10 protein-coding genes are annotated in these 14376 nt (G+C 72.2%); 7 read left to right on the forward strand and 3 right to left on the reverse strand.

The window, feature by feature from the left end:
* Positions 1 to 41 precede the first annotated feature (41 nt).
* Positions 42 to 914, forward strand: coding sequence for a hypothetical protein (locus tag ACWEVS_RS25400; protein WP_354904732.1), 873 nt, complete (start codon positions 42 to 44; stop codon positions 912 to 914).
* On the opposite strand, the gene ACWEVS_RS25405 is transcribed toward ACWEVS_RS25400, so the two are convergent.
* Positions 895 to 3369, reverse strand: coding sequence for a tetratricopeptide repeat protein (locus ACWEVS_RS25405; protein WP_452553646.1), 2475 nt, complete (start codon positions 3367 to 3369; stop codon positions 895 to 897). The genes ACWEVS_RS25400 and ACWEVS_RS25405 overlap by 20 nt on opposite strands.
* 125 nt (positions 3370 to 3494) lie before the next feature.
* On the opposite strand from ACWEVS_RS25405, the gene ACWEVS_RS25410 reads away from it, so the two are divergent.
* The gene (locus tag ACWEVS_RS25410) at positions 3495 to 4277 is read left to right on the forward strand and encodes a hypothetical protein (protein ID WP_452414306.1); all 783 of its coding nucleotides are present in this window, start codon (positions 3495 to 3497) and stop codon (positions 4275 to 4277) included.
* A gap of 142 nt (positions 4278 to 4419) precedes the next feature.
* Here ACWEVS_RS25410 and ACWEVS_RS25415 read toward each other — a convergent pair whose 3' ends face one another.
* A complete protein-coding gene (locus tag ACWEVS_RS25415) occupies positions 4420 to 6528 on the reverse strand; it encodes a M6 family metalloprotease domain-containing protein (RefSeq protein ID WP_452553648.1) in 2109 nt (702 codons plus the stop codon).
* Between the two features lie 97 nt (positions 6529 to 6625).
* On the opposite strand from ACWEVS_RS25415, the gene ACWEVS_RS25420 reads away from it, so the two are divergent.
* Both ACWEVS_RS25420 and ACWEVS_RS25425 read left to right on the forward strand, forming a co-directional pair.
* Entirely contained in the window at positions 6626 to 7747 is a 1122-nt protein-coding gene (locus tag ACWEVS_RS25420) for a PucR family transcriptional regulator (RefSeq protein ID WP_449924731.1), read from the forward strand.
* Between the two features lie 344 nt (positions 7748 to 8091).
* Positions 8092 to 9165, forward strand: coding sequence for an amidohydrolase family protein (locus ACWEVS_RS25425; RefSeq protein ID WP_452553649.1), 1074 nt, complete (start codon positions 8092 to 8094; stop codon positions 9163 to 9165).
* Between the two features lie 18 nt (positions 9166 to 9183).
* Here the strand turns inward: ACWEVS_RS25425 and ACWEVS_RS25430 are convergent, their stop codons facing one another.
* Positions 9184 to 9600 (reverse strand): MarR family winged helix-turn-helix transcriptional regulator, encoded by a 417-nt coding sequence (locus ACWEVS_RS25430; protein WP_449924735.1) that lies wholly within the window; start codon positions 9598 to 9600, stop codon positions 9184 to 9186.
* Between the two features lie 69 nt (positions 9601 to 9669).
* On the opposite strand from ACWEVS_RS25430, the gene ACWEVS_RS25435 reads away from it, so the two are divergent.
* The 3 genes from ACWEVS_RS25435 to ACWEVS_RS25445 all read left to right on the forward strand — a co-directional run bounded on the left by ACWEVS_RS25435 (position 9670) and on the right by ACWEVS_RS25445 (position 14278).
* Positions 9670 to 11403, forward strand: coding sequence for an ABC transporter ATP-binding protein (locus ACWEVS_RS25435; RefSeq protein ID WP_452553651.1), 1734 nt, complete (start codon positions 9670 to 9672; stop codon positions 11401 to 11403).
* Between the two features lie 84 nt (positions 11404 to 11487).
* Positions 11488 to 12705 (forward strand): MFS transporter, encoded by a 1218-nt coding sequence (locus ACWEVS_RS25440; protein ID WP_452553652.1) that lies wholly within the window; start codon positions 11488 to 11490, stop codon positions 12703 to 12705.
* A gap of 10 nt (positions 12706 to 12715) precedes the next feature.
* On the forward strand, positions 12716 to 14278 hold the full coding sequence (locus tag ACWEVS_RS25445) for a gamma-glutamyltransferase family protein (RefSeq protein ID WP_452553654.1): 1563 nt from the start codon (positions 12716 to 12718) through the stop codon (positions 14276 to 14278).
* The last annotated feature ends 98 nt before the right edge of the window (positions 14279 to 14376 follow it).

The raw sequence follows: 14376 nt of genomic DNA on the forward strand, positions 1-14376 counted from the left end.
AAGGCTGTGCGGATTCGCGATTTGTAACGCAGCATGAAGAGATGGATCCGCGTGCATTTCCCCCGCGTCCGGTGCTCGATCCTTCTCTACCCGAGGAGGTCGCGGCACAGCTCAGAGCGGGCCCCCACGCGATGCACATGGCGAGAGCGGGCAAGCAGCACGAGCCCGCGCGCAACACGGCACTGCTGTTCGTCCTGCCCGGCTTCCTGCTGCTGATCTGGATGCTGACCAGCACGGCCGGGATGATCGTCGCCCTGGTAGGCGTGTCGCTGGTGGCGCTGATGCGCTGGATGGCGACGGACGAGGGCAACAGGGTGGCGCGCCGCCGGCTCAAGCTGGCCTACGAGCACGCCGACCGCTACGTCCTGGCCGAGGATCTGGACTATCCCTGCCAGGTGCTGCTGCGCAGGGCGCAGGACGCGGCCGACACCATTCTCGCCTCCGAGGTGCACAAGGCGGGGTTGATCGACTCCATCGACAACAGGGTGACGCTGCCCGACGAGGTATGGCAGATCGCCAGGCGGCTGGCCAAGCTTTCGCGCATGCACGACGAGCATCGCAGGATCGTGCCGACCGACCTGCCGAGGAACCTCAGGGCGGCGTTCGCGCCGTACGCCACGGCGCTGGACCAGGCCTGGACCTCGCTGTCGCAGCGGGTGCGCAACCTGGAGGAGTACGCCGTGCAGGTGCTGCGGGCCGACGACGTCTACCGCGCCCACCGGCGGCTGGAGATGCTGGCCGCCCGCACCTCCGACTACCAGCACCTGCTGGCCGAGACGGTGCGCGACGACCTGGCGCTGCCGCACATCCAGCAGCTGGCCGACCAGGCCCGCCACGTGCGGGAGCTGTTCGAGCAGTCGATCCAGGACGCCCGCAGGGCGGCGGGCCACCTGATCAGAACTCCGCTCTCCTGAGCAGTTCGAGGGTCCTGCGCATCCCCGCCTCGTTGCCGAGGCTGCGGTAGATCTCGCGGGCCTGCTCCAGCGGCGGTACGGCGGCGCGCCGGTCCCGCGCGTCGAGGTGCGTCTCCCCGAGATAGCGCAGGCTGCGCGCCATCCACCACTGGTCGCCGAGCTCCTCGAAGGCGGCGACGGCGCGCTTGAGCTCCTTCTCCGCCTCGGCCATCCGGCCCAGCCTGGCCAGCGACCTGCCTGACGACAGGTGGGTGCGGGCCACACCCCAGGAGTCGCCGAGCGCGATGAGGATCTCCTCGGCCCGCCGTACCGAGTCGAGCTCGCGCAGGCCGTTGACGGGGTCGCCGACCTCGCCCATGGCGCGCATGCAGCGCGCCTCTTCCCACAGCTCGCCCCTGCTGCTGAACATCTCGGCCGCCCGGTCAAGGCTGAAGCCCGCCTTGGTGAACAGGTCGGCGGCGGCCTTGGCCTCCCCCTCCCGGTGGAGCCCGCGCGCCTGGGCGGCCAGCACCTCGCCGTAGGCGCGCAGCGTCTGCGCCTCGGAGTAGCGGTTGCCGTCCCGTTTGAAGACCGCGAGGGCGTCCTCCAGCAGGTCACGTGCCTCTTCGGAGCGCCGTTCGGCCAGGCGGAGCTCGGCGAGGTTGCGCTGGGTGCGCGCCATCCACCAGTAGTCCTCTTCGGCGTCGAAGGCGGCGATCGCGTCGACGAGGTAGCCCTGGGCGCGGTCGAGGTTGCCGCCGGTGAACAGCCGCATGCCGATCGTGCGCATGGCCCTGGCCGCCCACCACGACTCGCCGAGCTCGGTGAAGATCCGTAGTGCCTCCTCGGCCGCCTCGCCGCCGCCGAGGACGGCGGCGCGGTCGAGCAGGGCGATGCCGAGCGCTCGCCGGTCGCCCATCCGGCGGGCGGCCTCCACGGTGATCTCGGCGATCTCGCCCCAGTCGCTCCAGTAGGCGCGCAGGGAGTGGCAGATCGAGCAGAAGGCCCTGCCGAGGCCGAAGACCAGCTCCCACAGCTCCATCGACCTGGCCAGGTGGATCATCGCCATCAGGCTGAGGCGTTCGGCGTTGAGCCAGTCGCTGGCGTGGGCCTGCCCGCCGGCGTCGCCGACGCGTCCGGTGCGGCCCCAGTCCTGGGGCCACCTGGCCTGGGCGGCGGCCTCGGCGCGGCGGCGGTAGCCGTACAGGACGCGTTCGATGGCCGCCTCGCGCCGGTCGTCCTCCAGCTCGGCGGCGAACAGCCGGACCAGGTCGTGCAGGCGGTAGCGCATGGCGCCGGTCTGGTCGGTGCCCGAGCTCTCGGCCAGCTGCACGTCGACCAGCGCCTCCAGCTGGTCGGCGCCGTCGAGCTCGGAGATGTCCAGCAGCTCGCCGGCCACCCAGCCGGGCACGTCGGGCGAGGTCAGCGAGGACAGCAGGCGCAGCAGCCGGCGCTGGATGCCGGTGCAGTCGTCGTAGCTGAGCTGCACCGAGGCGCGGACGCTCTTGTCGATCGTGGGGGCCAGCTCCAGCTGGTCCAGGATGCGGCGCTCGAGCCGGTTGGCCAGCTCGCGCAGCGACCAGCCGGACCTGGTGGCCAGGCGCGCGCCGCAGATGTTGATCGCCAGGGGCAGGTAGTCGCAGATCCTGACGATCTCCTTGGCGGCGGCCAGGTCGTCGACGATCCGCTCGCCGCCGGCCAGCCTGGCCAGCAGTTCCACGCCCTGCGCCTCGCTGAAGACGCTCAGCTGGGTGTCGTAGGCGTTCATGAGGAACAGCGGCTGGCGCGAGGTGACCACGACCGCGCAGCCGCGCTCGGCGGGGATGAGCGCCTTGACCTGCTCGGCGTCGTCGACGTTGTCGAGGCCGATGAGGATCCGGCGGCCCTTCGTCCAGGTCAGCCACAGCTTGCGCAGTTCCTCCAGCCCTCCGGGGTCGGTGGTGAGCCGCACCCCGAGCGCGCGCAGGAAACCGATCAGGACTTCGTCAGGTCTGATGCCGCGCAGGCTCGCGTAGAGGCGGCCGTCGGGGAACCAGTCGGCGATCTCCTGCCCGAACCTGGCCATGAGCGCCGACTTGCCGACGCCGCCCCTGCCGTACAGGGAGACGACCAGCGGCGGTCCGAGCTCGTCGGACCTGCGCCTGGCGGTGAAGACCGCGCGCAGTTCGGCCAGGGCCTCCGAGCGGCCGGTGAAGTGCTCGGGGGACGGCGGCCACTGGTCGGGCGGCCGCCACGCCTGGTCCTCCGGCGACGGCTGCGGCTCTTTCCTGGTGGTGGCGGTGGTGGCCCAGGTGGTCACGCCCACCAGCAGCGCCGCGAGCGCGGTCACGCCGATCTTGGCCACGGGCGGGATCTCCCACTCCAGCGACGCGGCCAGGATGCTGGCCGCTCCCGCGGCCGCACCCGCCGCGACGGGCGCCAGCCAGTGCCGCCGCCTGCGCCGGGGCCGGGAAACCTCCTCCGGCAGTCGCAACACACACCCCCTTCGGAGGTGATTCAAGCCGATCACGTACGGCCCGCGCCACCCCTGATCGCGGAACCGCCGAGCCCGTGCGTCCGTTGTCCCTTCAACCACACCGCGCCTCCACGGAAGGGGCTCCTTTGGCGCGTGCCGCAGACGTCTCCGCCTTACGAATCATCCGCGTCCTGCTTGTGATCGCTGTCCTGGTCGGCACCTCGGCCTGTTCCGACACCCAGGTGAAGGGCAGCTTCCGTCCCGCGTTCGTCCCCGTCAGCCTCGAGTGGGGGCCCGACGGGCTCAAGGTGAGCGGGCAGAGCTCGCTCGTCACCCCCGTGGGGGTCTTCTCGATCGGCGCGGAGTACGCGCTGCCGGACAGCGAGGACGACGCCCTCTACGTGATCGTCCGCAACGCCACCGAGGTCCCGCCGGGGCAGACGGAGGTCGGGTTCGACCACATCTACAAGGTCAGGACCGGCCAGGGCGAGTTCACCGCCGTCGTGAACGGCACCACGAGGATCCAGGTGGTCGACCGCACGGTGCTCATCGACGTCACCGACGGTCAGGTACGGACCATCACCTTCGCGCAGGCCGAGGTCACGGTCAAGGAACACGTCCCGGGTCCCGTGGAGCGGTGGAACACCTACTGGGCCGGCTCGTTCTACTCGCCCTTCGCGCTGTCGCGGTGGGCCTACGACGACTCGACGATGTCGCGGTGGTTCGGCCTCGGGTTCGTGCTCTTCCTGCTCAGGCTGGTCGTGGCGATCATCCTGGGCGTGGTCGACGTGGTCCTGCTGGTGTGCTGCGTCGTCGCGGCCGTCGCCTACGTGCTGTTCGGCCAGACGGGCACGAACATCGCCTATGGAGTGGAGGTGCTGCTCGGGCTGCTGTTCGCGCTCGGGCTGGCCGGCCTCTGGCTGGAGTGACCGATGGGGTACGGCCGGGCCGTACCCCATCAGCCGGTTAGCCGGGCACCTCGCGGTAACCCTGTCATACGGTTATCCGAACCCTTCGCGGTAACCCCGTCATAGGGTTACCCGGGCGCCGGGCGGCGACCCCGTCAGGCGGTTACAGGCCGACCACGTGGCAGGTGGCGCTCACCGTCTTGGACGGGTCCGACTCGGACGTGGCGGTCAGCGTCACCTTGGCCAGGTGGCTGCCACCTTCGGCACGCACGGCGTTGACCGTGACGGCCTCCTGCTGCCCGTTGCCGACCGCGGCCAGGGCGTTGGGCAGCTGGGCGGTCCAGCCCTGCCCCGAGACCGACGCCTTCAGGCGGTAGACGTCGCCGCCGAGGTAGGCGGCGACGTCCTCGGGGTGCGCGGCCGTCGTGGCGCGCGTCCTGCCGGTGTTGAACAGCGGGAACCTGCAGGTGGAGACACCCTTGCCGGCCGGGACGCCGGCGGCGGGCAGCAGCCTGACGCCGCGCTGGTGCGGCCCCGCGCCGTCCAGCGAGCGGACCGCGACGGTGTAGGAGAGCGTGCCCTTGCGGTCGCGGTGCACGTCGGTGACGTAGAAGTGCAGGCGGTTGGCCTGGTCGACGTACTCGTACTCGCTGCCGGAGTCGGTCCCGGCGTGGAAGAGCGCGTCGGACAGCTGACGGTAGTCACCGATGGTGATCGGGACCTTCGTGCCGTCCGGCAGGACGTAGTCGGTCATGTTGATGTCCTGCGGGTTGGCGTCGATCACCCACTCGAACGGCGCCCGGTCCTGGTTCTTGGTCTTGGCCAGCAGCACGCCGGAGTCGGGCGTGAAGGAGTCGGTGCCCATCCGGTCGACGACCTCGACGGTGTAGTTCTCGTAGCCGCCGCCGTCGCACAGCGGGTCGGTCTGCCACTGGCAGGCGGGCGACTTGTCGCCGGAGTCGAACTGGATGTTGAGACCCATCAGCCCGTCAGGACCCGGCTGGACGGCGCGGGCGGTGACCCTGGCGGTGACCAGGCCCGACTCGTCGAGCGCGTCGCGCGACAGGCGCAGCACGTTCTTCTCGTCGACCATGTTGAGCTTGATCTTGTTGCGCAGCATGTGCTGGGCGCCCATCGAGGCGCCCGAGGTGGGCGGGATCAGCCAGCGGCTGTGCGGGCCGCCGGGGCCGTTGAAGCTGCCTCTGCTGAGCATCTCCCACACGCCGGTGTAGGCGCGGCGGACCGGGTTGGCGTACGGGTTGTTGTAGTTGTCGAGCACGCCGAGGATGTGGCTCAGCTCGTGCGCGTAGACGGCCATGCCCGAGCTCTCGGCCTGCACGGAGTTGACGCCGATCTCGGCGTTGGGCCAGAAGTTGGAGCCGGCCTGCCAGGAGGTCCAGTCGACGTAGCGGGTCCTGACCCAGTTGGGGAGGCTGGGGTCCTCAGGGCCCCACTCGTCGGTCACGGCCTCCTTGTTCGGGAACTTCATCATCCCGAACTCCTGCCAGGTGCTCGACTCGTCCTGGCCGGCGCTGAGGTAGAAGATGAAGTCGAACTTCTTGGCCTCCTCCTCGCCGATGGCGCCGACCCACAGCGCCTTGCCCTCGGTGCGCAGGTTCTTGTTGCAGTTGTCGCCGGCGGGGCAGCCGGTGCCGCCCTGGAACTCCATGGCGTACTCGTGGTCCTTGCCCGACAGCGTGTAGGGCCCGAACCCGGACAGCTCCACGCCGTAGCGACCGCCGGAGTCCTCCATCCAGTACTCGTGGATGGTGTGGCCGCGGTTGAGCGCGTTGGGGGTGTTGAGAAAGTTCTGGTAGAACGTGGCGACCTGGTCGCGCGGCACGTCGTGCGCCTCGGCGCTGGGGTTGCGGTAGATCGTCGAGCCCTTGGGCTGGGTGACCACGAACGGCTGGTTGGGGTAGTCGAGCAGCACCAGCGCGCCCTTGAAGGTGCGGACGGAGCCCTTGACATTCGGGTCGGCCCAGTTGGTGTCCGGCACCTTCTTGTAGTCCGCCCACGTCATGTGGTCGGGGTTCTTCCAGTTCTGCGGGTCGATCGGACCGATCGGGGCCGAGGGGCGGCCGCGCAGCGCCTGCTCGCCCGGCTCGGGCTGGTCGCGTTGCCACGGCTGGGTCTGCGGCCAGTGGTCCTGCCGCCAGGGGATCTCGGGGTCCTTGGGAGGGTCGGCGGAAGCGGGGGTGGCCGCAAGGCCGATGGGGGCCAGCACGAGGGCCGCCAGCAGGCCTTTCAGCAGCTTCTTCGGGAGATTCACGATCTAGGACGGTATAGACGCTCTTGACGGAGATCACCGTTCAGTTGTAGGGAAGAGCCCACCCGCGGTTTCCGACATTTGCTGAAAAGGCCAGGCAGTGCTGCAGCGCAGCGTCGACGACTTAGCCATCCGTCTCGGACGGCCCCTGTTGCTGGAGGACCGCCTCCAGCGCGTCATCGCCTACTCCGAGCAGGACGGCGCTATGGACGACATCAGGCGCGACTCGATCCTGCGCCGCCACACCACACCCGAGGTGCGCGGCTTCCTGCACGCCGCGGGCATCCTGGAGGCCACCGGGCCGCTGCGCACGCCCGGCGCGCCCGCGCTCGGCCTGCTGCCGCGGGTCTGCGTCCCCGTACGGCACGACGGCGCGCTGATGGGCTTCCTGTGGTTCATCGACACCGCCCCCGCCATGACGGCCGCCGAGATCGACGAGGCCGTGGCCGCCGCCGGCACGCTGGCGCTGGCGCTCTTCCACGAGAGCCTGGCCACCGGTCTCGCCTCGCACCGCGAGCTGGAGGCCGTCACCGGGGTGCTGTCCGGCGACCGCGACGCCGCCCGCACCCTGGTCGAGGCGGGCTTCCCGCAGGCCCTGCCGGTCACCGCGCTGGTCGCCGCGCCGCTGGCCGCCGAGCCGTCCGAGCGGTCGCGGCTGGCGCTGGAGCAGGGCATGCTCACCGTACGGCGCCGCCTCGGCGGGCTGCACCTGGTGCGCTACGACCACGCCGCGCTCCTCACCACGGCCGCGCCGCCCGCCGAGGAGGTGCACGCGGCGATGGCGCTTCCCGTCGTGGTCGGCATCGGCCGGCCCCGGCCGGCCCTCGCGGAGGCCGGCGAGTCGTACGCCGAGGCCCTGCACGCGGCGCAGGTGGCGGCCAGGGTGCAGGGCCTCGGCAGGTCGGTGGAGTGGACCAGGCTCGGCGTCTACCGGATGCTGGCCAACGTCCCGCAGGCGGACCTGCATCCGGGGCTGGAACGGCTGCTGGCCGACCCTCAGCACCTGCCGCTGCTGGAGACGCTGGAGACCTACCTCGACCTGGCCGGCAGCGCGGTGTCCACCGCCAGGCGGCTGCGGCTGCACCGGACGTCGCTGTACTACCGGCTGCAACGGGTGGAGGAGCTGGCGGAGACGGATCTCAAGGACGGCGGGGAACGGCTCAGCCTGCATCTCAGCCTCAAGCTCGCCCGCCTGTCCGGCCGCTACCGCCCTCGCAGCTGACCACACCCGCCACCAGGCCCGCCGCACCCGCCACCGTGCCCACCGCCGGGCCTGCGGAGCGGTGTCACGGGGCGGTTCCACGCGCGGCCCACCGGGAGCCGGCAGGATCTTCCGGGCAACGGCTCACCCGAGGAGGAGAAGGAGCGTACCGGACCTGCAGGGGCCATCTCCTGTCCGCAACCGGACAGGTCTCCCCCGGGAGAGTCGGCGTCGGGTCAGGGGCGGGAAGAGTCGCCGTCCGTGCCGGGTGGGACCCTCGCGAGAGGGACCGGCGGGAGGCGGGTGCGGCCGGAAACCTGGCGAGCGTGATTGATTTGCCAGCACTCGTGCCTTTTAATCACACAATGGGAGCGTTGACGCGGGGGTTCGGCCTCCGCACCCCCGCGCCCGTCGTGCTCCACTCGGCCCCCTGCGTGCTGCCCGTCTGCGCCCCGCCCGTCCGCGACGGTGGCGTCGCCATCAGGGGCGAGCGCGTGCTCCAGGTGGGCTCGCGGGCCGACCTGCTGGCCTACTTCCCCGTCGAGGACGAGATCCGCTGGCCGGGGCTGATCAGTCCCGGGCTGGTGGACGCCTGCCGTACCGGACCGCCGGTGCCCGGGGTGACGAGCGCGGCCGATCTCGGGGATCGCCGCGGCCCAGGTGGTGTCACCTACCTGGAGGTCGAAGGCGCCAGCGAGCAGGTGTGGGAGGACAGCGAGCGGGACGCGCTGATCACCGCGATCCGCGAGCATCCCGGCACGGTGGGCGTGGCGGCGTACGCGTCCGACCCGCTGGTGCTGGAGGATCTGGCGGTGCTCGCCCGGACGTTCGGGCTGCGGCTCATGGCCGACCTCGGCCGCCACTCCCCCGCCGAGCTGGACGAGGCCGGCGTGCTGGGACGGCACTGCCACGTCACGGGCGAGGCGCCGCTCGGGCCCGGCGAGCGCAAGCTGCTGCGGCTGCGCGGCACCACGCTGGCGCTGTTCGGCGGGGACGCCTCGGCGCTGGTGGAGGAGGGCTGCGCGATCGCGTTCGGCGGTCCGCCGCTTGCGACGGCGCGGGCCGTACGGCAGGCCACGCGGATGCGCCGCCTGGAGCGGGTGCTGGTGGAGGCGGCGACCGTCGGCGGCGCGCGGGCCCTGGGGATGGCCGACGGCCCCGGCCGGATCGGCACGCTGGGCCCCGGCAGCCGCGCCGACCTGGCGGTCTTCGACACGCGCGGCGCGCGCGACCCGTACGCGGCGCTCCTGGAGCAGCCGCCGTGCCTGGCCACGGTGGTCGGCGGCGTGCCGGTCACGCGCGCGGGGGGCCGGGCGGGCCGGACCGAGCCGGGCCGGGCAGGCCAGGCCACACCCGGCAGGACAGACCAGGCCGCGCCCGGCAGGGCAGACCATGCCACGCCAGGCCGGGTGCATCCCGAGCAGGAGCAGGCGGGCTGAGGCCCGCCGCCGGACGGTCTAGTCGCCCTCGACCTCGCGCAGCAGTTCCCTCAGCCGCTCGCGCTGCTCCTGCGACAGCCCGCCGAACAGGTCCCTGGCGACCTCCCTGCGGGCCTGGCGCGCCCGCTCGTAGACCTCGCCGCCGCGCGGGGTGATCAGCACCAGCGTGGATCGCCGGTTGGCCGGGTCGATCTCCCTGCGCACCAGCCCCGCCTCCTCCAGCGCGTCGACGACGGGCGTGAGGGAGCGCGGCACGATGCGCAGCGCCTCGGCGAGCTGGACCATCCGCAGCGGCCGGTCCGCCTCGATGAGCTCGCGCAGCGCCCGCGCCTGGCCGGGGCTCAGCCCCAGCGGCTCCAGACGGTTCCGGTAGCCGTGCCTGGACAGACGGCTGATCCTGTGCACGAGTTCCAGCAGCTCGGAGGCGGTGTCCACGATCAGGAGCCTACCGGTGGAAGAATTGTGAGCTAACCTCTGTTTGAGAGAACATCTGAAAGGAGTTCTATGACAGAGGAACCACGCGCGCCCTTGCGGCGCATCATCAGGCTGTTCCGGCCCTACCGCGGCCGCCTGGCCACCGTCCTGGCCCTCATCGCCCTGTCCTCGCTGGTCTCCCTCGCCTCGCCGTTCCTGCTGCGCGAGATCCTCGACGTCGCCGTCCCCGCGCGCGACGTGGCGCTGCTGAGCCTGCTGGCGCTCGGCATGGTCGCCGTCGCCGTCACCACCAGCGTGTTCGACGTGATGCAGACCTTCATCTCGACCACCGTGGGCCAGCGGGTCATGCACGACCTGCGCGCCGCCGTGTACGGCCACCTGCAGCGCATGTCGCTGGCCTTCTTCACCCGCACCCGCACCGGCGAGGTGCAGTCGCGCCTGGCCAACGACATCGGCGGCATGCAGCAGGTCGTCACCTCGACCGCGACCTCGATCGTCTCCAACCTCACCACCGTGGTGGCCAGCGTCATCGCGATGCTCGTCCTGGAGTGGCGGCTGACGGCGGTGTCGCTGGCGCTGCTGCCGCTGTTCGTGTGGATCAGCCGCAAGGTCGGCGTGGAGCGCAGGCGCATCACGGCCGAGCGGCAGCGCAAACTGGCCGCCATGTCGTCGATGGTGCAGGAGTCGCTGTCGGTCAGCGGCATCCTGCTCGGCCGGACGCTGGGCCGCTCCACCGAGCTGACGCGCAGGTTCACCACCGCCTCCGACGAGCTGGCCGAGCTGGGCGTGCGGGCGAGCATGGCGGGACGCTGGCGGCAGTCGTCCATCCAGATCATCATGGCCGCGATGCCCGCCATGATCTACTGGGCCGCCGGCATGACCTCGCTGGTGTCGGTCGGCACGGTCGTCGCCTTCACCACCCTCCAGGCGGCGCTGTTCAGGCCCGCGGTCTCGCTCATGCGGACCGGGGTGGAGGTGCAGAGCTCGCTGGCGCTGTTCGGCCGCATCTTCGAGTACCTCGACCTGCCGGTCGACATCACGCCGGGCACGCGGGAGCTGAGCGCGCCGCGCGGCGCGGTCCGCTTCGAGCGCGTCGACTTCTCCTACGGCGAGCGCCCCACCCTCACCGGCGTCGATCTCGACGTCCCCGCCGGGACCAGCCTGGCCGTCGTCGGGGAGACCGGCTCGGGCAAGACCACGCTCAGCTATCTCATCCCCCGCCTCTACGACGTCACGGGCGGCCGGGTCACGATCGACGGGGTGGACGTGCGCGAGCTGAGCTTCGAGACCCTGGCCGCCACCGTGGGCGTGGTCTCGCAGGAGACCTACCTGTTCCACGCCTCGATCGCCGAGAACCTGCGCTTCGCCAGGCCCGGAGCCAGCGATGAGGAACTGGTGGCCGCGGCCCGCGCCGCCAGGATCCACGACCACGTCGCCGCCCTGCCCGACGGGTACGACACGGTGGTGGGCGAGCGCGGCTACCGCTTCTCCGGCGGCGAGAAGCAGCGCCTGGCCATCGCCCGCACGCTGCTGCGCGACCCGCCGGTGCTGGTGCTCGACGAGGCGACCAGCGCGCTGGACAATCAGACCGAGCGCGCCGTCCAGGAGGCGCTCGACACGCTGGCCGACGGCCGTACCACGATCACCATCGCCCACCGGCTGTCGACCGTGCGCGCGGCCGACCAGATCGTCGTGCTGGACGGCGGAGCGATCGCCGAGCGGGGGACGCACGAGGAGCTCATGGCTCTCGACGGCCGGTACGCGGCTCTCGTCCGGCGCGAAGAACCTCTCATCTCCCTTTAAACGTGATAAACAGCACATTCGGAAATCGAGGCAGGTAAAGGGGCGTTCAAGTCTCTCGGTATACCCCCAAGAGATGGTCTCGCCTTGCTCTTCGCTTCCCTCAAGCACCGTAATTACCGCCTATGGGCCGCTGCCGACCTGGTCTCCGTGACCGGCACCTGGATGCAGGTGCTGGGCGTCAACTGGCTCATCCTGTCCGCCACGGGCACGGCCACCAGCGTCGGCGTGAGCCTGGTCCTGCAGGCGCTGCCCACGCTGGCCTTCGGCCTGTGGGGCGGCGCGCTCGCCGACCGGCTGCGCGCCCGCCCCGTCGTCGTGGCCTCCCAGATCGCGCAGGGCCTGCTCGCCGTGGTGCTCGCCGTCGTGGCCGGCTCCGGGGTGACCTCCGTCCTTCCCGTGTACGGCGTGGCACTGGCCGGCGGGCTGGTCACCGCGCTCGGCGGCCCCGCGCTCGGCCGGTTCGGCGCGGAGGTCGTCCCGCCCGCCGACCTGCCGAACGCCATGGCGCTCGGCTCGGTCGTCAACTCCGCCGGCCGCATCCTCGGCATGAGCCTGGCGGGCGTGCTGATCCCCCTCACCGGGCCCGCCGGCCTCTTCGTGCTCAACGCGATCAGCTTCCTCGCCGTGATCGCCGCCATCGCCGCGATGCGCGCCGGTGAGATGCACCGGCTGGCCCAGGCCCCCGCCGGCGCCGCCGGCATCCGCGAGGGCCTGCGGTACGTCCTGCGCACCCGCTGGCTGCTGGTGATCCTCGCGCTCTCCCTGGTCCTCGGCAGCATGGGCCGCAACTACCAGGTGACGATGGCCGCGATGGCGGACGGGCCGCTCGGCGCGGGCGCCGGTGGCTACGGCCTGCTGTCCACGGTCTTCGCCGTCGGCACCGTGGTGGGCGGCGTCTTCGCGGCGGGCCGGCCGCGCCTGACGATGCGCCTGCTGCTGGTCACGGCCTTCCTGTCCAGCGTGGCGCAGGCACTCAGCGGCCTGATGCCCGAGCTGTGGAGCTTCGCCGCGCTGCTGCTGCCGATCGCCGCGGGCGCCGTGGTCATCGACACCACGATCGGGGCGCGCGCCCAGCTCGGCAGCCCCGACGAGCTGCGCGGCCGGGTGATCGCGGTGCTGGGCCTGGTGAGCGCGGCGGCGGGCGCGCTGGGCGGTCCGCTGCTCGGCTGGCTCAGCGACACCCTCGGCCCGCAGGCGGCGCTGCAGATCGGCGGCGTCAGCACCACGGCCGCCACGCTGCTGGCCGCACTGGCACTGGCCAAGGTCACGGGGGTACGGATCCTGCGGCCCAGGACCGCGTAAGGTCACTTCCGTGCAGAACACCCGATACGCCCGATCCGGCATGGTGTGCAGCGTCGACCATCTCGCCTCCGCCGCCGGCCTGACCATGCTCGACCGCGGCGGCTCGGCCGCCGACGCCGCCATCGCCACCAACGCGGTCCTCACGGTCACCGCTCCCCACATGTGCGGCCTCGGCGGCGACCTGTTCGCCCTCGTCCACGAGGGCGGCGGCGGGCAGGCTCCCGGCGGCGCGGGGAGCAGGGTCAGCGCGCTCAACGCCTCGGGACGCGCCGGGTCGGGCGCGGATCCCGACCGGCTCAGGGCCGAGGGCCACACCCGCATGCCGCACCAGCACGACATCAGGTCGGTGCCGGTGCCCGGCTGCGTCGACGGCTGGCTCGCGCTGCACTCCCGGTACGGCAGACTGCCGCTGGGCACCGTGCTCGCCCCCGCCGTCGAACTGGCCGCCGGCGGCTTCCCCGTCTCGCCGCTGCTGGCGCCCATCGCCTCGACGGTCGGCCACCCCGACTTCGCCGGCGGCTTCACCCCGGGCCAGGTCATGACCAGACGGGGCGTGGCCCGCACGCTGGAGGCGATCGCCGGCTCCGGACGGGAGGGCTTCTACCAGGGCGAGTTCGGCCAGGGCCTGCTGAAGCTGGGCGCGGGCGAGTACACGGACGACGACCTGGCCGAGCCGCTGGCCGACTGGGTGGAGCCGCTGCGCGTGCCGGCCTTCGGCCACCAGGTGTGGTCGATGCCGCCGAACTCCCAGGGCTACCTGCTGCTGCTGTCGCTCGGCATCGTGGACGGGCTCGACCTGCCCGCCGCGCCCGACGACCCCCTCTGGGCGCACCTGCTGGGCGAGGCGGCCAGGATCGCGGGCCACGACCGGCTCGCGCTCCTGCACGAGCACGCGGAAGACCTGGTGTCGGCGGCCGAGATCGAGCGGCGCCGCGCGCTGGTCGATCCCGCCGCCCGGCTGACCGTGGCCGGCCTGACCGCCGAGGGCGACACGACGTACCTGTGCGCGGTCGACGGCGACGGCATGGGCGTGTCGCTCATCCAGTCGAACGCCTCGGGCTTCGGCAGCCTGCTGGTCGAGCCGAGCACCGGGATCAACCTGCACAACCGCGGCATCGGCTTCTCGCTGACCCCCGGACACCCCGCCGAGTACGGCCCCGGCCGGCGTCCCCCGCACACGCTCACACCGGCCCTGGTCACCAGGCCGGACGGCTCGCTCCGCGCGGTCGTGGGGACGATGGGCGGCGACGCGCAGCCGCAGATCCTGCTGCAGGTCATCACCAGGCTGCTCCGGCACGGCCAGACGCCGGGCGAGGCCATCGGCGCGCCCCGCTGGCGGCTGGCGACCGGCGGCACCGGCTTCGACACGTGGGACGCGCCCGACGCGACCGTCATGGAGCTGGAGGAGGGCGCCGGCTGGGCCGACGGGCTGGCCGCGCTCGGCCATCCGGTGGCGGGCAGGCCGTACGGGACGGGGTTCGGGCACGCGCACCTGATCGACGTGCTGCCCGGAGGCGTCCTCGCGGGCGCGGCCGACCCGCGGGCCCTGATCGGCGCCGCGATCGGCCGCTGAGCCCCTGCGGTGGGCGGCGCGGTGGGGGCGCGGTGGGCGATACGCCGACCGCCTCGTGCGCCGACCGCCCCGTCGGGCGTGATACGCCTGGCAGGAGG

This window comes from Nonomuraea sp. NPDC003754 (assembly GCF_053605785.1).

What these genes read in the sequence shown, in the direction of transcription:
- ACWEVS_RS25400 (WP_354904732.1), top strand. Translation starts at nt 42, where the DNA reads ATGGATCCGCGTGCATTTCCCCCGCGTCCGGTGCTCGATCCTTCTCTA.
- ACWEVS_RS25425 (WP_452553649.1), top strand. Translation starts at nt 8,092, where the DNA reads ATGGGAGCGTTGACGCGGGGGTTCGGCCTCCGCACCCCCGCGCCCGTC.
- ACWEVS_RS25435 (WP_452553651.1), top strand. Translation starts at nt 9,670, where the DNA reads ATGACAGAGGAACCACGCGCGCCCTTGCGGCGCATCATCAGGCTGTTC.